This window comes from Longicatena sp., from assembly GCF_982403165.1.
Window position 1 is genome coordinate 15,212 of the sequence record NZ_CEVYEL010000016.1, and the last position, 24,845, is coordinate 40,056.

A 24,845-nucleotide genomic window follows, 5' to 3' on the forward strand; every position below is an offset into this window, starting at 1 on the left:
ACTTCCTCCTGCTAGAAAAATACATCTAAACATGTTTCCATAGTTGCATTTGCGCATACAGCTAAGAAACGATCAATCTCTTCTTTGGTATTATAGAAATACAAACTGGCACGAATCGTCGCACTTGTCTGTAATACTTCATTTAATAATTTAGCACAATGTTGTCCACTTCTTACGGCAATACCATTTGCATTAAAGAAGGTAGCCGCATCTTGTGCAAACACCCCTTTCACATTAAAGGTGATGATGCCGGTATCATTGTTTTCATTGTAAAGGATAATATTATCCATCTGTTTCAATCTGGCTACAGCATACGCATGCAATTGTTGTTCATAACGATGGATTTCTTTCATCCCAATTGCCTGCAAATAACGTATGGCTGCATGCAATCCAAAAATACCTTCGATTGGTTGTGTACCACTTTCAAATTTATAGGGGGCATCCTTTAACTGGATATTTCCACAAACATCAAAACGTGCATTACTGTCACCGCCCAACAGCATTGGTTCCATTTGCGCAAGTAATGCTTTCTTGCCATATAGGATACCAACACCAGTAGGTCCACACATCTTATGCGCAGAAAACGCCAGAAAATCACAATCCATATCTTTAACATCGATTGGCATATGAGGCGCACTTTGTGCAGCATCAACAACAACGATAGCTCCATAACGATGGGCCAGGGCGCAAATTTCCTTCATTGGTGCGATATAGCCAAGTACATTGCCAATATGTGCTAATGCAATAACCTTGACACGCTCATTCATCATTTGTTCCAGCATGTCCATATCGATGCGTCCATCTTCTTGTAAAGGGATGTAGGCTAAGCTAGCATGACATTTGGTAGCCACACGCATCCACGGCAATACACAAGAGGCATGCTCTGCCTCACTGCTTAAAACGATGTCGCCTTCTTGCAGCAAACGTTCTCCAATACCGTAAGCCACCATGTTTAAGCCAGCTGTAGCACCTGATGTGTAGACAATTTCTTCACTTTCCGCATGTAAGAAAGCTGCCACATCTTCTCTTGTCTGCTGATATTCCTGATCTACAAAATAACTGAGATCATAATCTCCACGGTGTGCATTGGCACCATACTCTTCATAATATTTAACAACAGCATCAATCACAGCACGTGGTTTTAACGTCGTTGCTCCATTATCTAAATAAATTAATGGATGTTGTTGCATCATTTTTCCTTGCAACATTGGAAAATCCTGACGGATGTTTTCTACATTAAGCATGCAATCCCACCCTCTTTTCGATTTCATTTTTCATTTCATCATGATATGTCGCATCATCAAACAAATCACTGATAGGCATTAAATAGCCGACTGTCAAAAGACCTAATGCTTGTGAACGGCTTAATCCGCGTGATTGTAAATAATATAATTGATTTTCATCCGGTTGCCCAAGCGTCGTCGCATGACTTGCCTTTACATCATTTTCATCAATGTAAAGCACAGGCACAACTTCACTGTTGTGATGATCACTCAAAGTCAAAACGCGTGTTGTCTGATGCGATTCGCTGGCATGTGCACCCTTAACGATCTTACCAATAGCTTCCATGCGATAATTACCTTCATCTTCGACGATCGCATAATGCTCCATTTGACTTTTCGTATGTGCTACCTCATGATGACATTTCACATAAAAGTCTTTTTGTTCTTTGGCAATACAAGCGCTGCGCACCATTACCTGCGCACCACTTTCCATCAATTGTACATCCAGTCTAATCTGTGATGCCCCATCCTCAATTTCCCAATAGGCGATTGTTAATATTGCATCTTTATGTAAAACAGCCTGCTGATTCAACATATTCTTTTGCTGTTTTACATTCTTCATCAAGATCGTAAGGGAAGCTCCTTCTTCTAATTCAATACAAGAGGTTCTTAATGCCTCTATACCACCATATGGAATTGCCAGTTTTACGTTCAGGTGTTTGTCTACATGAAGATTAAATTGTGTTTCGTTATCATCAAGCGTTATCACCTGAAAGCCAGATGTTGATACATGCAGTTCCATATTAAACACCTTTGGTTCCTGCAGCACATTGCTGCAACAACGCAACTTTTTTCTTTTCTTCCTTTACGACCTGCACATGATATTCCTTTTCAATCCAGTCATAACCTTCTTGATCGATTTTTTCTATTAACTCACTGCCACCGCTGACCACAATAGCACCATCCACTAAAACATGGGCGTGTGTTGGCTTTAATAAATCCAAAAAGCGTGCATAATGACTTACTACGACCAATCCCATGCCTTGTTCGATTTGCATTTCATGGATCATTTTAGCTACCAATTTCAATGCATCGACATCTAAGCCTGAATCTATTTCATCAAGCATTGCAATTGATGGTTTCAACATCTTCATCTGAACAATCTCATTACGTTTCTTTTCACCACCAGAAAACCCTTCATTTAAGAAACGATGTGCCAAATCCGGTTTCATTTCCATTTCTTTTACTGTTTTTTCCATTTCACGGATAAACGTGAATAAAGGAATCGGACGTTCTCTTCTTGCATTCATTGCCGCTCTTAAAAAATCAGAATTCGTAACACCGCTAACCTCACTTGGATATTGCATACCTAAAAAAAGTCCAGCTTTACTACGTTCATCTACTTCCATGGCTAAGACATCCTGACCATCTAACGTAATACTACCACGTGTTACATGGTATTTGGGATTTCCCATAATGGCAGCTAACAATGTACTTTTTCCATTCCCATTTGGACCCATCAACGCATGTGTTTCATGCTCATGTATTTCCAAATTTACACCTTTTAATATCTGTTTTCCATCCACATCTACATGCAGATCATCTATTTTTAAACAACTCATGTATATCATCCTTTCAAACAGTATTATCATACCAAATTTTCTTTTGATTCACAATTGTAACGATTATAAAGTCTTATGCAATGTGAACGATAAGTGAAGGTTTATGGGAAATTGTCGTAATCCTTTTGAAAAAATTGCAATTTATCTCCATATTTATTATAATAAAACAGTATGAGTTTAGGAGGACCTATATGATAGACACATTAAAGAAGCAATGGTTCGTTGTATTGATTGCACTTATTTTCATCGGATTTACCGTATTTATCATCTATGATACAAATAAGGGCAAGCTCCCTGGTAAAAGCGAAAATGGTAAAGATGTCATTGCAACGATCAATGGAAAAAGTATTTCAGCTGATGATCTGTATGATTCCATGTACAAATCAAACGGTGGTAATACCCTTTTATATCTGCGTTTCCAAGCAGCTGTTATTGATGAAAGCGTCAAATCTACAGATGAAATTGAAAAAACTGCAGATCAATTAAAAGAGTATTTGAACAGCAATGCGCAAAATCAGGCGAGCAGTTCTGGTCAGAGCGCTGAAGAGTATTTGAAAACAGAATTAGCAAAATATGGATTCCAAGAAGATGAATTAGATTATTTCTGTAACGTACAAGCAAAAATGTCAAAAATGCAGAAAGACTACATCGACAAACATATGGAGGAATTATTTACACCGCTCTATGAGAAAAACAAGGGACGTACGGTTTCTCATATCTTAGTGAAAATGAAAGATGCTAACAATCCTACTGAGGAAGAGATGAAAACCGTCAAAGCAATTGAAAAAGATTTAAAGACCATGAGTTTTGCCGAAGTCGCTAAGAAATATAAGGATAAAGGCGACACATCAAGTGCTGAAAAAGGCGGCTATCTTGGATACATGGACTCTACAACAGGCTTTGTAGACAGCTTTAAGAAACAGGCGTTGAAGATGAAAAAAGGTGAAGTTAGCAATTGGGTCAAAGAAAGTAATGACAATTACAATGGTTGGCATATGATCAAGGTAGAAGAAACCGATAAAGATGCTATCCTAAAGGATAAAAAAGCAAAAGACTCCATCTATAGCGCTATTGAAAACGCAAATAGTGATTTAGCAAGCAAATACATCAGTGAAGCCATGAAGAAATTAGATGTAACATATGGTAATGATGATATCAAAAAAGACATCCAGGCATCCCTGGAAAGCAAATAAGGAGGCATGGAAATGAAAAAAGCAGGACTTATCGTATGTGCATTCGCCATGCTGGCAACTCTTACAGGATGTAAGGATGCCGTTGCGGATATATCGAATGGCAGTGAAAAATTAGTAAGCGTTGGCGATACGACAATAACTAAAGATAAATTGTATAATCTGCTAAAAGGCAGCAATGGTGGCAGTGCTACAATAGAATTAGTACAAAATAAAATATATGAAAAAGAAGGTATCAAGCTTAGCGAAGATATGAAAAAAGAGGCCAAAAAGACATTGGCATCCACGAAAAAAACGTTTGGCGGCGAAGAAGCCTTTCTAAATGCTATTAAAAGTTATGGATTCAACAGTGAAGAAGAATATTTAGAAAAAGCGAGCTACCCTTCTTTATTAAACAAAGAATTATTAAAGAAATATGCAAAAGACAATCAAAAAACATTATTTGAAAAATACCATCCGGTAAAAGCGAATGTGATTCAGATAGAAAAGCAAGAAAATGCCGAAAAAGCACTTGCTGCCTTAAAAAAAGGCGATAGTGCGAAAACAGTAGCTAAAAAATATGGCAAGACAGGAACCTATGATGGAAGTGAAAAAATCTACTTCAGCGGATCTGGACTTCCTGATGTTGTTTTCAGTAAAATTACTGCAACATCCAGTAAGGGACTTATCAAAGAAGTGATTGAAGATACAGAAGGTAAAACCTATTATCTTGTCAATTTAACAAATATTGATCCTAGTAGTTTTGCTGATGAAGCAAATGACGCTTTAGTTGCTGGTGTTAGTGATTTATCAAACACCATGATGGAACATTATTTGAAGAAGTATAACTTTACAATCTATGATATTGATATCTTAAATCAGATTAAGAGCACAAACGAAAGCTATATTACCCAGAAATAAGAGCGTTGCCGCTCTTTTTCTTTTATCTGAATTCTGTTATAATGACGTTACAGAAAGGATGATCATAAGATGTGTATTTTTTGTAAGATTGCCGCAAAGGAAATTCCCTCCTATTGCCTTTATGAAGATGATGAGGTCATGGCTTTTTTAGATATCTCACAAGTAACCAAGGGCCATACTCTGGTAATTCCTAAGCAACATTATGATAACTTTTTAGAATGTGACAGTAAAACCTTGAAACACATGATGGAAGTTGCTCAAAAGCTGGCTAATAGAATATGTAAAACATTGCAAGCAGAAGGAATGAACATTCTTAGTAATGTAAATGAAGTGGCTGGACAAAGCGTTCCGCATTTCCATATCCATTTAATTCCACGTTATTCAAAGGAAGATGCTTGTGTCATTCAATTTCATGAAAGTGAAAAACAAGATCTAGAGGCTTTGGCTGAACTCTTAAAGACTGTATGACTTTGTTATCACGATAGCACTTAATAAAGGTATAAAAAAGGATCCATTAATTGTGAAATGAATCCTTTTTTTATTACGCTTCGTATCATGCCATTCCATATAAGAAGCTATCCATGGTCATTGTTATTTGTCATCGGTATACACAGGTAAATCTAAAAATGTTATATGGAATTGTTTCCCATATTTATTCTGAATGACTTTTTCAAACACTTTTTGATTTGTTAAATCTTTTGTACCACTATAAATCAGTTTTTCACCATAGATATTTTCCTCACGTAACATGAAAGAGGTATTAATTTCATTATATGTAATCATATAATAAATCGTACTTTCCTTCTCTTCTAGCTTTTCACCTTTTGCGGAAACATTGACCTGACCTTTTGCCGTTATGGCATAAATATCTAAGATTCGGTCTTTATTACTTTTCTTGTTTGCATCCATAAAAATACGATACATTAATTTTTGCTCTTGTAGTTCTGGTTTCGAATTAATGTAGAAATCAGTGAAATCTTCATTTAAAATCTGTTCCATATTCTTTTTTAAATAACTGGTTCCTCTTTGATTGATTTCTTTCAAAAAAGCTGGTTGCAATTCATCGACACTGCTTAAACGTTCCGGTAAATTTTCTACTGTTATCTTTCGTATCGTATGAATGGGATGAATATGGTATTGATCCGCCAAATCTTCATCATAGGTGCTGCTTATCAAAAGCGTATCGCCATTTTGCAAATTCTTCTTAGGTGAAACCTTATACGCAACGGAATCCATAAATTCTTGTTTCCGTTGATTGTAATCCGTAATACTATTAAAAACCTTAACACTGGCAGAACCACTTTCTCCATCATATACAATAGAAATGTCCTTTGTTAAATCAACATCAACTGTTCTAAAAAACAACATATAACAAGTCGCATACAAGCTGATGATAATTGCCAGCATACAGATTGAGGTAATGGTTTTACTTTTCATTGCCTCTTTTCCAGGCGGTTTAAAGTGTGTGCTCATACACTCATCCTTTCTGTTGACTTCCTATTTAGTATACCATTTTTTATGAATCGTTACCATGCTTTCTTCTTACGTATTTCTTACTTATTACGTATCGCATATTTGATTTCTCCTTTATCAAGTCTCAACAAGACCATCTTTTTATATAATCATACGATGTTGATGAATATATGAAATAAAAGAATCCAACACTGCTATGATCAATCCTAAGCGTGTTGGATTTCTTCCCTTTTCTATTTACCTTCTTCATCTTTTAAACGTTGTACACATGCCTTCCTTACTTCATCATTCACAAATGCGGAAATATCTTGACCATAGCGTACCATTTCCCGAATGATGGTACTAGATACAAAAGATTGTGAAGGAGAAGCAAATAAAAGGATTGTTTCAATATCTTCAGCCATATGCTGATTGATACTAGCAATATCGCGTTCGTACTCATAATCCTTCACACTGCGAACACCGCGAATGATGGCAGAAGCTCCATGTTTTCTTGCATATTCTACCGTCAGACAGGTATCGTGATCAATGCGTACGTTCGCTAATTTCGCACAGGCTGCTTTCATAAACTGTAGGCGCTCTTCTAAAGTGAACGCAGAACGTTTTTCTGAATTCTCTAATATGACAACAATAACTTCATCAAACAAATGGCTAGCTCTGGTGATAATATCCAGATGTCCATTGGTGATTGGATCAAAGCTGCCGGGAAAAATGGCTTTTTTCATAATGGCCTCCATTCTTTCGCTACATGCGGGCACAAATTTTCTAAACACACTTACCACTAGTTGTTTTATAGTTTTTAGGAAAGAACACTATAGAGCATGTGGAAGTAAATGGTATTTCTTATTTGCTTAATTTAAATAAGTACCTTTGCCGTATTTTTAAGTTCCCCATTTTTATCAAGTTTTCACCCTTACCTCTTCTTATAATATGTAATACGCGTAATGCCATAGGTGGCATCTTTTACCTGCTCTAATGTTCCATAATACTCTTTAAAGGAATCCTCTTTAAGACTTTCGCAAACAACATCAGCTCCTGAAGAAAGCAGATCATGTTCCTCCAAGTAAGTTAAGATCCAATCAATCTGTTGTTTTTGATAAGGTGGATCTAGATAAACAAGATCAAATTTTCTTCCTTGTTCACTAGCAGCTGCTAGAGCTTTCTTGTAATCCATCTTCCATATTTCACAATTTTGCTGAATGCCTAATGTTTTAATATTCCGACGTATAGTCGCAATCGCCTTGCCATGAATATCACAAAGGATGGAATGGGATATGCCACGACTGATAGCTTCCAAAGACATATTTCCACTACCACCAAACAAATCCAGCATCTCACCACCATCAAAATATGGTCCAATTCTTGAGAATACTGCCTCTTTTACTTTATCTAAAGTAGGCCGTGTCGCATCCCCATCTACTGCCTCTATAACACGAGAACGAAATTTTCCTGCAACTATTCGCATTTTTTTCAACTCCTTATGTATAAACCAAAATTGGATGGGCATCATACTAGTGCAACCAAGTAAATGGTTGCTACCCCCCAATCTTTGTTTCTCCTCTTCCCTTTCTTAAAGAGTCCCTACCCCTTGGGGCTCTTTTTTTATCTACGCCTACTTTCACACTGCCCTGACGTCGAATGCGTGAGATGACCCCCTGAGATATTCCTATGGCACTCATGATAGACATCAAAGAACTACCGCCACTGGATATAAACAATAATGGTACACCAGTCAACGGTATCAATCCGCTGACACCACCGACATTCAAAACAAAATGTACAAAAATATACATGCCGGTACCAATCAAAATAATTTTATAGCCTTCACTTTGCGTATGAAAAGCATAATAGAATAAGCGTTGTAAAATAAGCAAGTAGCCGATTACTACGATACCTAATCCAAACACGCCTAATTCTTCTACAACGATAGAGAGGATGAAATCATTATCGGACTGTGTAAGATATCCATATTTTTGAATAGAGCTACCAAAACCTACACCTGTGATACCGCCTCTGGCGAAACCATATAAGCCATTAATCAATTGATACCCTACACCATGCGGATGTTGGAAAGGATCGATGGCGATATCCACACGACTACTTACATGTTTAAAAACAGGCAGTTTTGCTACCATCGTACTTCCGGTTTCACTCATAAGGAACAATGTACATACTGTGCCAACTATGAGTAACAGTTTTACCGTACGCTGTGCTTTTCTTAAACTGCGATGGGAAGGTATTAAAAAGCAGATTATCGTGATCATCGTCAATACCAACATCGTACCTAAATCACGCTGAAATAAAATTATCACAAAGAAAACAATAAAGAATATGACTGGAATGCGCACAATTGTCCAAAAATCATAGTTTTTGCGACCTGCCAATTCTACATACACAGCCATGATAACCACCATGAAGATTTTAGCAAATTCCGAAGGCTGCAAAGTGACCTCCATTCCAGGAATCGGAATTTGAATCCATGCTTTAGAACCAAACGTTTCTTTTGATACTAAAGTAAATGCCAATAAGCCTAATAGTATTAAACCAGCATAAAGATAAAGCTTCTTTGCCCTTGTCATCGTAAAGTTATTAGCAAAAAAAGTCATTAAGACATATGAGAATACCACAAAAGCCATCTGTTTGAGGATAACTTTCACCAGAACCAGTAAGCCACCGGCCTTTCCGGCATTCGTTGAAATGATCATTAAAGTACCAAAAGCAATTAGGATCAACACAGCTGCCTGCAGCGCCACATCAAATTTCTTTGGCATCTTTAAAGATACAATTATATTTTTTATCCGCAAGTGACATTCTCCTTTCTTTCATGTACTCTTAATGATATCATATTCTATATCATTTTTTAATATTTATTTAGCAAAACTCTTCCATTCTGAAAGAAAAGCGTATAAAATAAAGAACGAAAGAAAAGGAGTCTGTATATGAGCTTTAATTATGATAACATCGTTAAGGATAGTGATCCTATCGTTAGAGAAAAAAGCGTCACCGTACCAATTCCGATGCATGAAGAAGATAAAGAATTGTTAATGGACATGTTGCAATATGTTCGTGACTCACAAGACAGTGAACTGGCAGAAAAGCAGAACCTACGCCCAGCCGTCGGCATAGCGGCGATTCAATTAGGAATTCCTAAAAAAATGCTTGCTGTTGTTGTTCCTAAAGATGAAGAAGAAGATTATGAATTTGCTTTAGCAAATCCTAAGATTATTTCTGAATCAATTCAAAAAGCATATCTGAAAAACGGTGAAGGCTGTTTATCTGTAGAAGAAGAACATGAAGGCATCGTTCCTCGAGCTGCCCGCATTAAGGTCAAAGGCTTTGATTTATTACGTAATGAAGAAATCGTAATTTCAGCTAGCGGTTATCTCGCCATTGTATTACAACATGAAATGGATCATTTCAATGGTACTTTGTTTTATGATCATATCAATGTTACGAATCCTTGGCAGGAAATTCCAGACGCTAAGGTTATTGAATAAATGCTCATTAAGAGCATTTTTTATGCCCAAAACAGGTAGTTAAATGAAAAAAAGATACAGAAGCTGATTATTTTCGCTGATTTATGTTATAATAGAAAAAGATATAGGGTGCATATCAAATATAGTAAGAAAGGAGTTATTATGATAAATCATCATACAACAAATAAAAATCGTGCACCGAGAATCAGTCAGGATACAACGAATAAAGACAGTTATAATAAAATAAATACCGAACGAGGCGATACGCTAATTTATGCAATGGGCGGATTAGGCGAAGTCGGAAAAAATATGTACTGCTTTGAACACGAGAATGAAATCTTAATCATTGACTCTGGTGTTCGTTTTCCTGAGGACGATCTTCTCGGTGTCGATTATGTCATTCCAGATTATAACTATCTGGTGAAGAATAATCGTAAACGTAAAATATTAATTATCACGCATGGTCATGAGGATCATATTGGAGGAATTCCCTTCCTTTTAAAAAGTGTTGATATCGAAGCTATTTACGCACCGGCTTTTGCGGTAGCGTTAATCAATAAAAAATTAGAAGAACGTAAAATGCTAAGAGGCGTTAAAATCGTAGAAATCAATGATCGTAGTTCGGTCAAGATGCAACATTTCACATGTGGTTTCTTCAACACGACACATTCGATACCTGATTCTTTGGGTATTTTGATTAATACGCCAAATGGGCGTATTGTTGAAACTGGTGACTTTAAATTTGACTTGACACCGGTTGGCAGCAATGCTGATTATCAGGTCATGGCTTATATGGGACAGATTGGCGTAGACTTATTAATGAGTGATTCTACCAACTCTGGTGTAGCGGATTTTTCCATTTCTGAAAAGAAAGTGGCAGCAGAAATTTTAGATACCATGAAAAAAACGGATGGACGTTTAATTGTAGCAACCTTTGCTAGTAATGTCTATCGCGTTTCGCAAATCTTAGAAGCGGCTGTTGCTTGTGGACGTAAGGTCATTATCTTTGGACGTAGCATGGAGAATGTTGTAACCATTGGACGTAAAATGGGTAAGATCAAGGTTGGTGAAGAACACTTCTTAAAACCGGAACAGCTTTCTCATACACCAGCATCAAAGACATGTATCGTATGTACCGGCAGCCAAGGAGAACCACTTGCGGCATTGTCTCGTATTGCGAATGGAACACATCGTTTCATCAAACTGATTCCTGGTGATACCGTAATTTTCTCTTCTTCTCCGATACCTGGTAACGGAGCTAGTGTCAATCAGGTTGTTAACAAATTATTTAAAGCCGGGGCAAATGTCCTGACAAAATCAATTTTAGGTAATTTGCATACGACCGGCCATGCCTCACAGGAAGAGCAGAAATTGATGCTGCAGTTGATTAAGCCGAAATACTTCATGCCTGTCCATGGGGAATATAAAATGTTGAAACAGCACAAAGAAACAGCTATGGAGACTGGTATTCCTGAAGAAAATATCTTTACTTGTGCAAATGGGGATGTATTGATTTTGCGTAATCACCATGTATACGAAAGCAGCTTCCGTATTGCGGCTGATGATATTTATGTTGATGGCAATGATATCAGCGGTGTATCTACTGCCGTTTTAAAAGATCGTAAGATTTTGGCGGATAATGGATTAGTTGCAGCTATCATAGCGATTGATTCAAAAGAAAATAAAGTGTTATGCAAACCTGTTATTGTATCTCGTGGATTTGTCTTTATTAAAGATAGTCAGGGCTTATTGAAAGAAGCAGAAATGATTGTATACGATGCATTGAAGGAAAAAATGAAACAGCGTACAACCTTTTCTGATTTAAAGAATTGCGTGCGTTCTACTTTGGAACCGTTCTTATACAATAAGACACATCGTAATCCTATCGTTATTCCTGTTATCATTAATTCAAAAGCGGCTATGGCAGCCATGGCACAAGCTAGAGCCACACGCGTCAATCAACGAAAAACGCCACGAAAACCAACAACACATGAACCATCTTAACCGAAGGAAACCTTCGGTTTTTATTTTCTTATCCTCTTCTTTATGGTAAAATAAATGAGAATATGAGGTGTAAACAGCATGGTGAAAAAACTAGTAAAAATTGTTTCTGTATTATTACTTTTTGCCCTTCTAATTGCAGGTGTTTTCTTTTATTCTATCTACTATTCTGTGGATCATGTGAAGCTTGTAAATGAAACAATCAGTAGTACAAAAATCCCCACTTCAATGAATGATATTAAAATTGCTTTTATAAGCGATATCAAATATCATGGGTTTATGAAAAAAGAAAGACTTTCTACCATGATGGAAACCTTAGAAACCGCAGGGGCTGACATTGTTATCTTTGGCGGCGATGTCTTTACTTCCTTTGAAGAACAAAAACCCGATTCACAAACCGTGCGTGAAATTACTTCCCTGTTACAAAATATTAAAGCTCCATTAGGTAAATTTGCTGTATTAGGAGATGAAGATCTAGTAAGCAAAGAAGCCAAGCAAAAAGTCACCACTATTCTTTATAACAGTGATTTTGAAATTATCACCAATAAGAAATTGCAAATTCGCAACGGCAGTAAAGATAGCATTACACTCATTGGCTTAGATTCCATGATCAATGGCAACCCAAATGTATCCAAGCCTTTTGATAACATTAGTTCTGATGAATTTAATATTATGGTAACGCATTGTCCTGATATCATTAATAATAATGAAATTAACACAAAGTATTTAGATATCATCCTCAGTGGTCATTCTCTCGGTGGTCAAATTTATTTGCCATTGATAGGAGCTTTACAGAAAAGTGAAGGTGCTGATACATATTCACATGGTAAATATAGCATCAATGAAACTAAGCTCTATGTTTCCAATGGTTTGGGGACTGTTAATATGGATATGCGTTTGTTTGCCAGACCACAAATTTTGATCTTTCGTTTGGTGCATGAAAATTAACATGCACCTTTTTACAAACATCACTTCTAAAAGGAGGTTCTTTCATGATTGAAATCACATTTACAGAAAGTGCCGGTGGCGGTTTAAAAATGGCTCATGCCCTTTTGCACAATCAGCAATCTTCTTCACAAACCACCTTGCCAACAGAAATCCCACCTTCTTTTCAAGCATATGTAGGGGAAAATGTGTTTTGTTTTTCCCTTATGTTAACTGTTGGAAAGATTTCTGAAGAGCTGTTCTTTTCCCAACGTCAAGATATACTGCAGCAGCTTTATCATGATTTACCAAAAGATCTTCCTAGTGGAACACAAATGGCTAAGGATTGCATAGAACAAACCAAGCAGCAAATGACGATGTTAAAGAAACGCTTACAAGAAAAAGAAACAATCCGTATCTGGTACAGCCAAACACCGGATGATATTTGTGGATTTTATTGGTTTTGTCATCTATTACAGCAATGGCAGTTTTCAAATACTGTATATCTTCTGAAACTACCTGATTGGGAATATCATGATGGAGATCATGTTAATGTGAACCATCTTTGGAGTGAAGTTGCCCCAGAAGCCTTCTTCTCTTACCTTCCCCTTCAACAAGTTGCTCCCCCATCGCTGATTCAGTATTATGCACAATGCTGGCATACATTGCAAGAGGAAAATGGTAGTTTACGTGCCATCATCAATAATAACTTACTTACTGTTCCACTTACTTTTTATGATTTCCTCATCATAAAAACTTTTGCTAAATTTCATAAACCGGTTGTTGAAGCCTTTGTAATAGGAAAGCTTCTTAGCAAAGAAGCTGTTGGAATTCATGATACTTTTTTACATGCACGCATTCAATTTCTCCTACAAAAAAAACTATTGAAATGCATTGAAAAAGCTGAAGATAAACCTTATTATGATAAACTTCTCCTTAGCGACTATCTGATGTAAGCATATTTCAGCTATGTACTAGTCTTTTGTTTACGCTAAATTCAACAGATAATTATGAAACATACATAAAATAGTACGAAATCATAAATTTATGGAAGTTACTATAAGAATCATATCACAGAAGGATGTCTAGCTGGCATAGTTTATCGTAAAGCCAGCGCCTGCACAAATATATTAAAGCATCCCTATTTCATGCAATAAGGAGAAGATTGCAATTGCTGAGAATCGAAAAAAATGATTTATAATGATACTAATTCCTTTTCCATGCATTTACTAATCCTCTTACATACTATGAATTCATTTTATCGTAAACATACATACAAAAAGAAAAAATCAGGCAGTGTTTTGCCTGATCTTTTTACTGTATCTACGCTTTGATTCTAATACTTTTTTGTCTATGCGCGTAATTGGGCATCAACATCATGTTTCAAAGTTTCCAGGATTTTATCAAAGATTTCATTGATTTCCTTATCCTTTAAGGTACGCTCATTTGACTGGAAGTTGATGGACAATGCTATTGATTTATGTCCTTCTTCTACATGTTCACCGGTATAAACATCAAAGACTTCTACGTTTTGAATGATGTTTTCTTTACCCAATTTACCATTTTTACGAATGCTGTTTAAGATATCCGCAACCTTTACATCTTCTTTAACAACCAATGCCAAATCGCGTGATACACTAGGATATTTGCTGACTTCGATAAATTTAACCTTACTTGCTTTATTGTTTAACAGCACTTCAAGATTTAATTCCATGCCATACACATCATCAATCGCATATTCTTTTGCCATTGCCGGATGAATTTCTCCAAAAATACCCAGTAATTCTTTACCCAAATATAACTCTGCACTGCGATATGGGTGGAAATGTTTCGTATCTAATTTATTTTCTTGAACACGAATACGATTATTACTAAAGCCTAATGCTTCCAGCATGCTTTCAGCCAATCCTTTTAACGTGTAGAAATCAACATCCACACTGAATTTCTGCCAACGGTTTTTCTGCAAAGCACCACTTGCCGCAACAGCTAAGCGTTCTTCTACATGATGATTGCCATACACATTACTGATTTCAAACAATGCTACATCATGCTGATTTCTTGCCTGATTATAAGCAATACATCCCAACAAGGATGGCAGTAAGCTGTTTCGTACATAACGGCGATCTTCACTCATTGGTGATGCCATTTCTACGATATCCTGACTGCATGGAAGGATAGCATCTTCGATATGTTTTTTACTTACCAAAGAATAGCTGACAGCCTCATTATAACCAAGATTACTTAAAATATCGCGTACTCTTCTACGCATTCTTTGACGATTATCTAAAGCCCCTAAAGTTGCTGGCATATATGGCAAAGTACTAGGCAAACGATCATACCCTAAAATACGAATGATTTCTTCTGCAATATCTGCTTCCATACTGATATCGGTACGATAGCTAGGAATGCAGACATGAATGTTTTCCCCTTGTTTGCTAGGAGCAAAGTGCAAATCCTCTAATACTTGCATAACTTCTGCTTCGGCAAAGGTTGTACCTAGCAGTTTGTTGATGCTGTCCAGATTCACATCAAAGGCAACCGGTGTATAGTGATTATCCCCATACTGAACAGTTTCTTCAATACCATCCGCATCTGCATATTCACGTAATAAAGCAACTGCTCGATCCATTGCCTTGAAGGTTGCCATCGGTTCAATGCCTTTTTGGTAACGCACACTGGCATCGGTATTCAGATTCAAACGGCGTGCCGTATTACGGATTGCCACATGATGGAAGATGGCTGCTTCAATGATAATTCCACTTGTTGTATCTTCAATCTTAGAATCATCACCGCCCATAATACCAGCAATACCAATTGGTTTTCCTTCGGTGGTAATTACGATATCATCATCAGTTAAAGCATAATCAACACCATCTAACGCGGTATATGTGCATGCTTGATGATCTTTTACCGTGATTTCCTGAGCCGGAATCGCATTGATATCATAGAAATGCAAAGGCTGTCCAGTTTCTAACATGACGATATTGGAAATATCTACCACGTTATTGATCGATTTCATACCGGCTGCCATTAACAGCTCTTTCATCCATTTTGGTGAAGGTTTGATAGTCACATGATTGATAACCTTCCCTAAGAATAATGGACATTTTTCTGTTTCACTGGAAACTTTTAATTTCGTAGGTGTTCCTATATTAGCACTGCCTTCTTCATAGGGCAATGTCACTTCTTTATGTAAGATAGCCCCGGTTTCCAAAGCCATAGACCAAGCAGCCATACAATCGTTACGATTTGGTGTTAATCCAACATCCAAAATGGCATCATCCAAGCCTAGATATCCTAATGGATCTTCATTGCCAACAGGTGCATCTTCATCCAAGACCTCAATTCCGTTTTTACTTTCTTCACTCAGCATATGTGCATCAACACCAAGCTCCAATAAAGAACAGATCATGCCATTAGAGGCTTGTCCGCGAATCATACCGGCTTTGATTTCACCATCAGGTAACTTTGCCCCAACACGAGCAACGATGACCTTTTGTCCAGCGGCAACATTTGGTGCCCCACAAACAATTTGCTCACTTGTATCCCCTAGATCCACCTGACAAACATGCAAATGGTCACTATCTGGATGTGCTTCACAGCTCAATACCTTACCAATCACCAATTTACTGCCACTTGACATATGCGCAACGCCTTCAACTTCCAAGCCAGCATCGGTAATGCGTTCGGCCATTTCTTCTATCGTAATATCGGACAGATCCATGTACTGTCCTAACCATTTTTTACTTATTATCATGCCAACATCCTCCTACTCGAAACGATTAAATGTCTTCAAGAAGCGAAGATCATTTGTATAGAAATTACGTATATCCGTAATGCCATATTTCAGCATAGCTACACGTTCAATACCGACACCAAACGCAAAACCGCTGCATTTCTCAGGATCATACCCAGCCATACGTAGCACATTTGGATGCACCATGCCGGCACCTAAGATTTCAATCCAACCGGTTCCTTTACAAACCGGGCAGCCCTTGCCTCCACATACATGACAACTAACATCAACTTCCACGCTAGGTTCTGTAAACTGGAAATAGCTTGGACGGAAACGAATCGTACGGCTTTCACCGAACATTTTCTGTGCTAAGAATTCCAAGGTTCCCTTTAAATCAGATAAGGTGATGCCTTCTGCGACAACCAAACCTTCACACTGCATAAACTGATGAGAATGCGTTGCATCATCATCATCACGGCGATAGACCTTACCTGGGCAGATGACCTTGATTGGCAGATGGCAATTTTGTTTTGCATAGTATTCCAATTGGCGCATTTGTACGGCAGTCGTGTGGGTACGTAGCAATTCTTCTTCATTGATGTAGAAGGTATCCTGCATATCTCTGGCAGGGTGATCCTTTGGTATATTGGCACGTTCAAAGTTATAGAAGTCTTCTTCTACTTCCGGACCTTCAGCTACCGTATAGCCTAAACCAATAAACAAATCTTCAATTTCCTGCTGGATGAGCATCAAAGGATGTAAATTGCCCAGGTTCGGCTTTTGACCATCTAAAGTGATATCAATTTTTTCCTTTTCAATCTTTTCTTCCATTTCTTTGATTTCCAACACCTGCTTGCGTTCTTCTATCGCATCCGCAAACATTGTTTTGACCTCATTGACCTGTTGGCCAAAGGCAGGGCGTTCTTCCTTAGGAAGATCTTTCATTGATTTCATAACTTCCTGAATCGGACCTTTTTTACCAAGATACAATACACGTAATTCTTGCAGATCATGCAAACTTTCACAGGCTGCAATCTTAGCAAGGCCTTCTTCTTTGATACTTGTAAGCTTTTCCATACTTTCATTCCTTTCTGCTTATAAAAAAAGCCGCAAGCTACAGGAACCCATGCGTATGGGCGGTACCATCCTGTTTCATCTTGCGACACACTTACTTACAATACACAGATAACCGCTGTGTGATACGGGGGATCATTACTCCCACTCCTAGGTGAATTCATAAAGGCTTTTCACAAAAAGACTTTCAGCTGGTGTCTTTTCTCTCTGGGTGAAGGCATTTTACTACTAGTCCTCATCAACGTATTCTTTATTATTATAAAGAACTTATGCTGAAATTACAAGGGGAAAATCAGAAGAATCAGATGTGCAACAGCATTCACACTCATACACAACAGGATTCCTAATATTGTAGGAATCAGAAATGCCAGCCATGTCCATTTCCAGCTTTGCGTTTCTTTATGAATAGTCAATAATGTGGTAGCACATGGAAAATGCACAAGGGAGAACAGCAGCGTACAAATGGCAGTGATCCATGTCCAACCATGATCAACAAATAAACTCTTAAGTAAGGTCAGATTACTTAGATCATTCATAGAACCACTTGCCATATAAGCCATAATCATAATAGGTACGACAATCTCATTTGCTGGAAATCCTAATAAGAATGCTAATAGAATTACCCCATCCAATCCCATCAATTTCGCAAAAGGATCTAGAAAACCGGAGACATATGCTAAGATCGTAATTCCCTGCACCTCCACGTTGGCGAACAACCAAATGATGATGCCGGCTGGTAACGCCACACTGATGGCCCTTCCCAAAACAAATAAAGTACGATCAAAGATAGAACGAAGGATGACCTTACCAAACTGTGGGCGGCGATATGGCGGTAGTTCCAGAGAAAAACTAGAAGGTATACCCTTTAATAAGGTTTTCGATAAGACTTTTGATACCAAAAAGGTCAAAAAGATACCAAACAAGATGACAAGAGTCAGCAGGAGCGTAGCAAATAAACCATTCCACGGTGCTGCAAACATACCGGCAAAAAACATGGTGATAATACTGATAAGCGTAGGAAAACGTCCATTGCACGGCACAAAGACATTCGTCAAAATAGCAATCAAACGCTCTCTAGGGCTATCAATGATGCGAGCACCGCTAACCCCAACTGCATTACACCCAAAGCCCATTGCCATAGTCAATGCCTGTTTTCCACACGTACAAGCCTTTTGAAAAAAGCCATCCAGATTAAAGGCAATACGCGGAAGATAGCCAAAGTCTTCTAATAAGGTGAATAAGGGAAAGAAAATAGCCATAGGTGGCAACATGACGGCAATGACCCATCCTGCTGTCTTTACCATACCATCCACGAATAAACCTTCTAGCAGTTTTGCCACATGCAGCTGCTCACAAGCCTGATGTAGCCATGCTTCCAATTGAACAAAGAAGGCACTTAGATAAGCACTTGGAACATTGGCACCGGCAATTGTGATCCAAAAAATCAATGCCAATAACACGATCATACACAAAAAGCCCCACACCTTATGCGTAACGATACGATCCATACGCATATCCTTTTCTAAATAGGATCCATCCTCAATCTTGACACACTGATCACAGATCATCTTCGCTTTTTTTTGTAAGGCATTCACTATGATATCCTCAAATTGTTCATAGCAGCCACTTCTTTTTAGATGTTCCTGTTCCTGTCTGACCATAGTCTGAACTTCCTCTTTATTCGTCAAGACGGCATAAAATTTTTCGTCCTCTACTTGCGGATCAAGTAATTTTAATGCCAGAAAATGATGATTCCATCCAGGCGCATGAATAGTCTGTGCCAGTCTTTCGATTGCCTGTTGCAATTGTGCATCATAAGACAGTACACACCACTCACGCAGTGGTTTTTGAGCTGTTTTTTCAATGGCTTCCTTTAAGCTGCGAAATCCTTTTCCATTACGAGCACTCATGCCAACGACTTCAACCTGTAATAAGTTAGCTAATTTATCAAGATCCAGATGGATGTGTTTCTTTTCGGCTTCATCCATCAAATTAACAATTACTACAACACGATTCGTAATTTCCATGGTTTGTAAGACTAAATTCATATTGCGTTCTAACATCGTCGCATCACAAACGACCAGACAGACATCACATTTCTCAAAACAAACGAAATTGCGTGCTACCTCTTCCTCACTAGAATGTGCTAAAAGTGAATAAGTGCCAGGAAGATCGATCATTTCATGAATGCGATCATGATGTGTAAAAGTGCCACTAGCCAGTTCAACAGTTTTACCAGGCCAATTCCCCGTATGCTGTTTCATGCCTGTCAAACCATTAAACACTGTACTTTTTCCGACATTTGGATTTCCCAACAAGGCAATTGTATAGCCCTTTGTTTCTTTTTCATATAATTCATTAATTTCCTCATTCATCTGCATTAATTTCTCAAACAGCACGAAACTCCCCCTTTTCGCGAACTTCGATGTTCTTTTCATCGCTCGCACGCAAAGCAATCTTACCACCTTTTACAATATATGCCCGCATACCTTTGGAGGGTGAGGAAAGAATAGGTTCTACGATATTACCCACAACAAAGCCCAGATCCATCAGCCGGCGTTTCATATGTGCCTCATGATGTAATGCTATGATTTCCACCTGTGTAAGCAAAGGCACCTCCTGTAATGTCATCCTTAAACACCTCCTATGTTAGTATATTGAACCTGGTAAAAATAGCTGATGGCAAATACCTAGACATAGAATAAGATATGTACAAATGCAGCTAGGTTGTATAACTTAAGACAAAAACATAGAGAATTCGTATATAATAAAAAAGATATCTGCAAGAGATGTTTGCAAATATCTTATCGGTTTATAAATTAGTTAATTCCTCATCTAAACATTTTAGATCCTTACGAATAGTTAAGGCTTGCGGACATAGCGTTTCACACTTTCCACATTGTTGACAATGACTAGCTTTTTCTTCTTCCTTCATACTAGTATACGCATCTTTGGTTTTTTGTGCAAAGGCATATTTAGCATACTCATTCCACAATTTGAAATTTTTAGGAATATCTACACCGAAAGGGCAAGGCATACAATAACTACATCCGGTACAGCCATTGCGGGTACGCTCTTTGATCTTCTTCGCTGCTCTTTCAACCAACTGACGTTCTTCCTCTTGCAATGGTGTGAATTGCTCGAAGGTGGAAAGATTATCCAAGACCTGTTCCATGCTAGACATGCCACTTAAGACAACCTTCACATTTGGTTTGCTGGCAACCCAACGCAATGCCCAAGAAGAAATGCTTTTTTCTGGAGCGTATGCCTTCATTTCGGCAGCGATATCTTCTGGCAAATAAGATAATGAACCACCCTTGATTGGTTCCATAATGACCATTGGAATCCCTAGCTGCTCAGCTAAAGCATAGCCACGATCTCCGGCCTGTACATCTGTATCTACATAATTATATTGAATCTGACAAAAATCCCAAGCACGATAAGTTAGAATTTCTTCAAAGACCTCATAACTATCATGAAAAGAAAAACCAAAATTGCGAATCTTTCCTGCTTGCTTTAATTCCTCACAATAGCTCACAATACCTAATTGTTTTGCCTTTTCCCATTTTGCTTTGTCTAAGGCATGTAACAAATAAAAATCAACATAGTCTACATCTAAACGCGCAAGCTGTTTCTCAAACATTACCTTTGCATCATCTAAAGAAGTAAGATCCCATAAAGGAAGTTTGGTTGTCAGGTAAAAACTATCACGTGGATATTTTTTCAGCACCCTGCCCACAAAAGGTTCACTATCACCATGATGGTAAGGAAAAGCCGTATCAATATACGTCACTCCATGGGCAATGGCTGTATCCAACATTTTCGTTGCTTGTTTCTCATCAATGCTGCCATCCTTGTTCGTTGGAAAACGCATACAGCCAAATCCTAATAAAGATGGTGTATATCCATGTTTCATCTCTCTATATTCCATGTGAAAATACCTCCTACTTTTTTTATCATTATACTATGAAATTTTAAAAGAAAACAGGACTATTTCATCCTGTTGTCAATTCCTTTAGGTCAAATGGTGTCATTTGGTATACATAATTCAGCCAGTTGCGATAAAGCAAATTGGCATGGGCACGCCATTTAAAAAGCGGCTCTTTGCTAGGATCATCTTCAGGAAAATAATTATATGGAATCTGAATTTCTTTGCCCTGGTTCAGATCACGGAAATACTCCTGTGCTAAGGTATCCTTTCCATATTCTAAATGCCCCATAATGAAGATACGGCGAAAATCACGTGTAGCAATAATATTAGAGCCTGTTGTATTAGAGCGTGATAAAACTTCCAGTTCCTTGACCTCTGCTAAAGCTTCTTCATCAATCGCTGTATGGCGAGAATGCGGTGTCATATGTACCTCATCAAAGCCATTGGTCAAAAAGTTATATTCATCACACAAGAGCTGCGGGAAGATACCAAATACTTTATGTGGAAGTAAATGCTTTTGGATCCCATAATGATAATATAAGCCTGCCTGCGCACCCCAACAGATATGCACGGTGGAATAAACATGGGATTTGCTCCATTCCATGATCGTACAAAGCTCTTGCCAATAATCCACATCTTCATATTCTAAATGTTCTACCGGTGCTCCGGTAATAATAAGACCATCGTAATGGTTCTCCTTCAACATGGAAAAATCATCATAAAATTTCAATAAATGATCGGCACTGGTATTCTTAGAAACATGGTTGCTGACCTTCATAAAGTCAATATCTACCTGTAAAGGTGATTTACTGATCAAACGCAAGATCTGCGTTTCTGTTTCAATCTTTTTCGGCATCAGATTTAAAATAGCAATGCGCAATGGACGAATATCTTGTTTTCGGGCAACATCCTCTTCTAAGGCAAAGATTTTTTCACTTTCCAAAATCTCCTTAGCAGGCAATCCATTTAGTATATTAATTGGCATACCAAATCACCCTAAATTTGCGCAAAGGCTTGTTTCAGATCATCTAAGATATCTTCCACATTTTCAATACCGCATGATAAACGTATCAAGCCTGGGGTAATACCGCAATTTACCAACTGTTCATCACTTAACTGACGATGTGTTGAGCTTGCCGGATGCAAGACACAGGTACGAATATCGGCTACATGGACTTCCAAAGAAGCGAGTTGTAAATGATCGATAAAGGCAGCGGCGCGCTCCCTTCCCCCTTTAATGGAAAAGGAAATAACTCCACAACAGCCATTTGGCAGATATTTCTGTGCCAAAGTATAGTATTTAGAACTTTTTAAGCCTGGATAGTTTACAAATTCAACAGCTTCCTGACTTTCTAAATATGCAGCCACTTTCTGGGCATTTGCACAATGACGCTCCATGCGCAAAGCCAGTGTTTCTAAGCCTAGGTTTAATAGGAAAGCAGAATGGGCAGCTGGATAGCAACCTAAATCACGCATCAGCTGTACGCGTGCTTTGGTAATATAAGCAGCCTTACCAAAGCTTTCGGTATAAACAATACCATGATAAGATTCATCCGGTGTGCTTAAGCCAGGAAATTTTCCATTATCCCAAGGAAAGTTCCCACTATCTACGATCACACCGCCTACCTGCAAGGCATGTCCATCCATATATTTTGTCGTTGAATGGATTACGATATCGGCACCCCATGCAAATGGACGGCACAAAATCGGTGTAGCAAATGTATTATCAATTAATAAAGGTACATCATGGGCATGTGCTAGTTTGGCAAACTTTTCAATGTCCAACACATTCATGGCCGGATTCGCCATGATCTCACCAAAAACGGCCTTGGTATTCGGACGAAAAGCAGCTTCAATTTCGGCTGGCTGTGCATCCGGGTCAACAAAGGTAACTTCAATGCCAAACTTCTTCAAAGTAATGGCAAATAAATTCACCGTTCCGCCATAAATCGTTGAAGAAGAAATCACATGATCTCCGCTTTCCAACAAATTCATCAAAGCTATGAAAGAAGCACTCTGTCCACTTGTTGTACATAGTGCACCGATACCGCCTTCCAATGCGGCAATCTTTTTTTCTACTGCATCTACAGTAGGATTGGAAATACGTGAATACATATGCCCTTCTGCTGTTAGATCAAATAATTGTCCTACAAAATCAGTTGAATCATATTTATATGTCGTACTTTGATAAATGGGCAATACACGTGGTTCCCCATTCTTTGGTTCATACCCTGCATGTAAGCATTTTGTTTCTATTTTCATAAACGCTCCTCCAATTTTCATATGTTTAATTTTACTATCATTTCTTTCATTATTCAATCTATTTTTATTTCACTCCTACACAGGTTCTTCCTTTGATCTGATCCAATACCCGCATGACCTCCATACTGGCTGCCTGTGACATTAGCGGACTTTCCAATAGTCCTTGTTCCATGCAATCTACAGCATGTTCGATTTCCGGTGTAAAATCACTCTCCATACAAACTTGAATCTTCTCTTGCCCATCCTCTTTCACAAGAAGTGCCTCGGTGTTCTTCCAAAAATTCTCACAAACGATATAGCCGTTATCTCCATATAAAAACCCCTTATTTTCAACTGTCATATTCCAACAGCTGCGAATACTAGCCATGATGCCATTTTCATATTGTAATAAGCATTGCATAAAATCATCATACCCTTTTTGCGTAAGATGGACCATATCTTTGCAGGATACAAGCCTGCTATTGGCAAAAAAGTTTGCATAAACCAATGGGTATACACCGACATCATAACTACAGCCCCCATCCTCTTGACGATAGCCCCAAAAATCATCCGGCATATTTTCCTTACCAAGATCATAACCATAACTTGCCTCAATATAGCGCAATTGCCCGATTGCTCCATCCTGTATCATTTGTTGAATGGTCTGATTTAAAGGAGTAAAAATCGTTTTTTCTGCCTCCATTAAAAAACATCCTTGTTTTTTCGCAAAGGTAAAACACTCCACTACTTGCTCATGATTAGCAACAAATGGTTTTTCACATACTACATGCTTATGATGCTGTAAGCATGCCATGATATGTGTATAATGCAAATAATTAGGGGTACAGATATACACCATATCTACCTGAGGATCATGCAGCAATTCCTCATAGCTCCCATAGGCTTTGGGGCAAGGATGTTGTTTTTGAAAATCTTGAGCGTGTGCGATATTTCGCGATGCTACCGCATATAGCTGTGCATTGTGTGCATAGGCAATCCCCTTTGCAACACGATGTGAAATCTTTCCTAATCCCATGATACCGATATTTTTCAT

At 38.1% G+C, this 24,845-nt stretch carries 22 protein-coding genes; 7 read left to right on the forward strand and 15 right to left on the reverse strand.

Annotated elements, in window-relative coordinates; all coding sequences use genetic code 11:
- Window positions 1–11: 11 nt before the first annotated feature.
- The 3 genes from AC1VS3_RS05255 to sufC are packed head-to-tail and all read right to left on the reverse strand — an operon-like array spanning window position 12 to window position 2,845.
- On the reverse strand, window positions 12–1,244 hold the full coding sequence (locus tag AC1VS3_RS05255) for an aminotransferase class V-fold PLP-dependent enzyme (protein ID WP_008688028.1): 1,233 nt from the start codon (window positions 1,242–1,244) through the stop codon (window positions 12–14).
- Window positions 1,237–2,025 carry a SufB/SufD family protein gene (locus tag AC1VS3_RS05260; protein WP_008688027.1) on the reverse strand — a complete coding sequence of 263 codons (789 nt, stop codon included), beginning with the start codon at window positions 2,023–2,025 and terminating at the stop codon, window positions 1,237–1,239. Before AC1VS3_RS05260 ends, AC1VS3_RS05255 begins: the two co-directional genes overlap by 8 nt.
- Window position 2,026: 1 nt before the next feature.
- A complete protein-coding gene (gene sufC, locus AC1VS3_RS05265; protein ID WP_008688025.1) occupies window positions 2,027–2,845 on the reverse strand; it encodes a Fe-S cluster assembly ATPase SufC in 819 nt (272 codons plus the stop codon).
- A 191-nt stretch (window positions 2,846–3,036) separates the two neighbouring features.
- Between sufC and AC1VS3_RS05270 the strand changes: the two genes are divergently transcribed.
- The 3 genes from AC1VS3_RS05270 to AC1VS3_RS05280 all read left to right on the forward strand — a co-directional run bounded on the left by AC1VS3_RS05270 (window position 3,037) and on the right by AC1VS3_RS05280 (window position 5,403).
- Window positions 3,037–4,038 carry a peptidylprolyl isomerase gene (locus tag AC1VS3_RS05270; protein ID WP_008688023.1) on the forward strand — a complete coding sequence of 334 codons (1,002 nt, stop codon included), beginning with the start codon at window positions 3,037–3,039 and terminating at the stop codon, window positions 4,036–4,038.
- Window positions 4,039–4,050: 12 nt separating this feature from the next.
- The gene (locus tag AC1VS3_RS05275) at window positions 4,051–4,935 is read left to right on the forward strand and encodes a peptidylprolyl isomerase (protein WP_008688021.1); all 885 of its coding nucleotides are present in this window, start codon (window positions 4,051–4,053) and stop codon (window positions 4,933–4,935) included.
- A gap of 69 nt (window positions 4,936–5,004) precedes the next feature.
- Window positions 5,005–5,403 (forward strand): HIT family protein, encoded by a 399-nt coding sequence (locus AC1VS3_RS05280; protein WP_008688019.1) that lies wholly within the window; start codon window positions 5,005–5,007, stop codon window positions 5,401–5,403.
- Between the two features lie 123 nt (window positions 5,404–5,526).
- Here AC1VS3_RS05280 and AC1VS3_RS05285 read toward each other — a convergent pair whose 3' ends face one another.
- From AC1VS3_RS05285 to AC1VS3_RS05300, 4 genes are all read right to left on the reverse strand, one after another.
- A complete protein-coding gene (locus AC1VS3_RS05285; RefSeq protein WP_008688017.1) occupies window positions 5,527–6,408 on the reverse strand; it encodes a hypothetical protein in 882 nt (293 codons plus the stop codon).
- 233 nt (window positions 6,409–6,641) lie between these two features.
- Window positions 6,642–7,133, reverse strand: a complete 492-nt coding sequence (gene coaD / locus AC1VS3_RS05290) for a pantetheine-phosphate adenylyltransferase (protein WP_008688011.1) — start codon at window positions 7,131–7,133, stop codon at window positions 6,642–6,644.
- A gap of 188 nt (window positions 7,134–7,321) precedes the next feature.
- On the reverse strand, window positions 7,322–7,918 hold the full coding sequence (rsmD, locus tag AC1VS3_RS05295) for a 16S rRNA (guanine(966)-N(2))-methyltransferase RsmD (protein WP_318250316.1): 597 nt from the start codon (window positions 7,916–7,918) through the stop codon (window positions 7,322–7,324).
- Between the two features lie 25 nt (window positions 7,919–7,943).
- Window positions 7,944–9,179 carry an FtsW/RodA/SpoVE family cell cycle protein gene (locus AC1VS3_RS05300; RefSeq protein ID WP_008978507.1) on the reverse strand — a complete coding sequence of 412 codons (1,236 nt, stop codon included), beginning with the start codon at window positions 9,177–9,179 and terminating at the stop codon, window positions 7,944–7,946.
- 168 nt (window positions 9,180–9,347) lie between these two features.
- On the opposite strand from AC1VS3_RS05300, the gene def reads away from it, so the two are divergent.
- The 4 genes from def (at window position 9,348) to AC1VS3_RS05320 (ending at window position 13,765) form a co-directional block, all read left to right on the forward strand.
- Window positions 9,348–9,905 (forward strand): peptide deformylase, encoded by a 558-nt coding sequence (def, locus tag AC1VS3_RS05305; protein WP_008688008.1) that lies wholly within the window; start codon window positions 9,348–9,350, stop codon window positions 9,903–9,905.
- A gap of 141 nt (window positions 9,906–10,046) precedes the next feature.
- Window positions 10,047–11,888, forward strand: a complete 1,842-nt coding sequence (rnjA, locus tag AC1VS3_RS05310) for a ribonuclease J1 (protein ID WP_008688007.1) — start codon at window positions 10,047–10,049, stop codon at window positions 11,886–11,888.
- A 78-nt stretch (window positions 11,889–11,966) separates the two neighbouring features.
- A complete protein-coding gene (locus tag AC1VS3_RS05315) occupies window positions 11,967–12,833 on the forward strand; it encodes a metallophosphoesterase (protein WP_008688006.1) in 867 nt (288 codons plus the stop codon).
- A 44-nt stretch (window positions 12,834–12,877) separates the two neighbouring features.
- On the forward strand, window positions 12,878–13,765 hold the full coding sequence (locus AC1VS3_RS05320) for a DUF3658 domain-containing protein (protein WP_213540024.1): 888 nt from the start codon (window positions 12,878–12,880) through the stop codon (window positions 13,763–13,765).
- 395 nt (window positions 13,766–14,160) lie between these two features.
- Here the strand turns inward: AC1VS3_RS05320 and pheT are convergent, their stop codons facing one another.
- From pheT to AC1VS3_RS05360, 8 genes are all read right to left on the reverse strand, one after another.
- Window positions 14,161–16,566 carry a phenylalanine--tRNA ligase subunit beta gene (gene pheT, locus AC1VS3_RS05325; protein WP_008688002.1) on the reverse strand — a complete coding sequence of 802 codons (2,406 nt, stop codon included), beginning with the start codon at window positions 16,564–16,566 and terminating at the stop codon, window positions 14,161–14,163.
- A gap of 12 nt (window positions 16,567–16,578) precedes the next feature.
- On the reverse strand, window positions 16,579–17,622 hold the full coding sequence (gene pheS / locus AC1VS3_RS05330; protein WP_008687999.1) for a phenylalanine--tRNA ligase subunit alpha: 1,044 nt from the start codon (window positions 17,620–17,622) through the stop codon (window positions 16,579–16,581).
- 275 nt (window positions 17,623–17,897) lie between these two features.
- Complete coding sequence (feoB, locus tag AC1VS3_RS05335) at window positions 17,898–20,018, reverse strand: ferrous iron transport protein B (protein WP_008687998.1); 2,121 nt, start codon at window positions 20,016–20,018, stop codon at window positions 17,898–17,900.
- A complete protein-coding gene (locus AC1VS3_RS05340; protein ID WP_008687996.1) occupies window positions 20,008–20,250 on the reverse strand; it encodes a FeoA family protein in 243 nt (80 codons plus the stop codon). Before AC1VS3_RS05340 ends, feoB begins: the two co-directional genes overlap by 11 nt.
- Window positions 20,251–20,431: 181 nt before the next feature.
- Entirely contained in the window at window positions 20,432–21,550 is a 1,119-nt protein-coding gene (locus tag AC1VS3_RS05345; protein WP_008687995.1) for an aldo/keto reductase, read from the reverse strand.
- A gap of 64 nt (window positions 21,551–21,614) precedes the next feature.
- Window positions 21,615–22,535 carry a homoserine O-succinyltransferase gene (locus AC1VS3_RS05350; protein ID WP_008687993.1) on the reverse strand — a complete coding sequence of 307 codons (921 nt, stop codon included), beginning with the start codon at window positions 22,533–22,535 and terminating at the stop codon, window positions 21,615–21,617.
- Window positions 22,536–22,546: 11 nt separating this feature from the next.
- Window positions 22,547–23,812, reverse strand: a complete 1,266-nt coding sequence (locus tag AC1VS3_RS05355) for an O-acetylhomoserine aminocarboxypropyltransferase/cysteine synthase family protein (protein ID WP_008687992.1) — start codon at window positions 23,810–23,812, stop codon at window positions 22,547–22,549.
- 64 nt (window positions 23,813–23,876) lie between these two features.
- Entirely contained in the window at window positions 23,877–24,845 is a 969-nt protein-coding gene (locus AC1VS3_RS05360) for a Gfo/Idh/MocA family protein (protein ID WP_008687991.1), read from the reverse strand.

What these genes read in the sequence shown, in the direction of transcription:
- AC1VS3_RS05320 (WP_213540024.1), top strand. Translation starts at nt 12,878, where the DNA reads ATGATTGAAATCACATTTACAGAAAGTGCCGGTGGCGGTTTAAAAATG.
- AC1VS3_RS05285 (WP_008688017.1), bottom strand. Translation starts at nt 6,408, where the DNA reads ATGAGCACACACTTTAAACCGCCTGGAAAAGAGGCAATGAAAAGTAAA.
- AC1VS3_RS05350 (WP_008687993.1), bottom strand. Translation starts at nt 22,535, where the DNA reads ATGCCAATTAATATACTAAATGGATTGCCTGCTAAGGAGATTTTGGAA.
- AC1VS3_RS05280 (WP_008688019.1), top strand. Translation starts at nt 5,005, where the DNA reads ATGTGTATTTTTTGTAAGATTGCCGCAAAGGAAATTCCCTCCTATTGC.
- AC1VS3_RS05270 (WP_008688023.1), top strand. Translation starts at nt 3,037, where the DNA reads ATGATAGACACATTAAAGAAGCAATGGTTCGTTGTATTGATTGCACTT.
- AC1VS3_RS05345 (WP_008687995.1), bottom strand. Translation starts at nt 21,550, where the DNA reads ATGGAATATAGAGAGATGAAACATGGATATACACCATCTTTATTAGGA.
- rnjA (WP_008688007.1), top strand. Translation starts at nt 10,047, where the DNA reads ATGATAAATCATCATACAACAAATAAAAATCGTGCACCGAGAATCAGT.
- AC1VS3_RS05260 (WP_008688027.1), bottom strand. Translation starts at nt 2,025, where the DNA reads ATGGAACTGCATGTATCAACATCTGGCTTTCAGGTGATAACGCTTGAT.
- sufC (WP_008688025.1), bottom strand. Translation starts at nt 2,845, where the DNA reads ATGAGTTGTTTAAAAATAGATGATCTGCATGTAGATGTGGATGGAAAA.
- AC1VS3_RS05255 (WP_008688028.1), bottom strand. Translation starts at nt 1,244, where the DNA reads ATGCTTAATGTAGAAAACATCCGTCAGGATTTTCCAATGTTGCAAGGA.
- def (WP_008688008.1), top strand. Translation starts at nt 9,348, where the DNA reads ATGAGCTTTAATTATGATAACATCGTTAAGGATAGTGATCCTATCGTT.
- AC1VS3_RS05340 (WP_008687996.1), bottom strand. Translation starts at nt 20,250, where the DNA reads ATGACATTACAGGAGGTGCCTTTGCTTACACAGGTGGAAATCATAGCA.
- AC1VS3_RS05360 (WP_008687991.1), bottom strand. Translation starts at nt 24,845, where the DNA reads ATGAAAAATATCGGTATCATGGGATTAGGAAAGATTTCACATCGTGTT.
- AC1VS3_RS05355 (WP_008687992.1), bottom strand. Translation starts at nt 23,812, where the DNA reads ATGAAAATAGAAACAAAATGCTTACATGCAGGGTATGAACCAAAGAAT.
- rsmD (WP_318250316.1), bottom strand. Translation starts at nt 7,918, where the DNA reads ATGATGCCCATCCAATTTTGGTTTATACATAAGGAGTTGAAAAAAATG.
- pheS (WP_008687999.1), bottom strand. Translation starts at nt 17,622, where the DNA reads ATGGAAAAGCTTACAAGTATCAAAGAAGAAGGCCTTGCTAAGATTGCA.
- coaD (WP_008688011.1), bottom strand. Translation starts at nt 7,133, where the DNA reads ATGAAAAAAGCCATTTTTCCCGGCAGCTTTGATCCAATCACCAATGGA.
- AC1VS3_RS05300 (WP_008978507.1), bottom strand. Translation starts at nt 9,179, where the DNA reads ATGCCAAAGAAATTTGATGTGGCGCTGCAGGCAGCTGTGTTGATCCTA.
- AC1VS3_RS05315 (WP_008688006.1), top strand. Translation starts at nt 11,967, where the DNA reads ATGGTGAAAAAACTAGTAAAAATTGTTTCTGTATTATTACTTTTTGCC.
- pheT (WP_008688002.1), bottom strand. Translation starts at nt 16,566, where the DNA reads ATGATAATAAGTAAAAAATGGTTAGGACAGTACATGGATCTGTCCGAT.
- AC1VS3_RS05275 (WP_008688021.1), top strand. Translation starts at nt 4,051, where the DNA reads ATGAAAAAAGCAGGACTTATCGTATGTGCATTCGCCATGCTGGCAACT.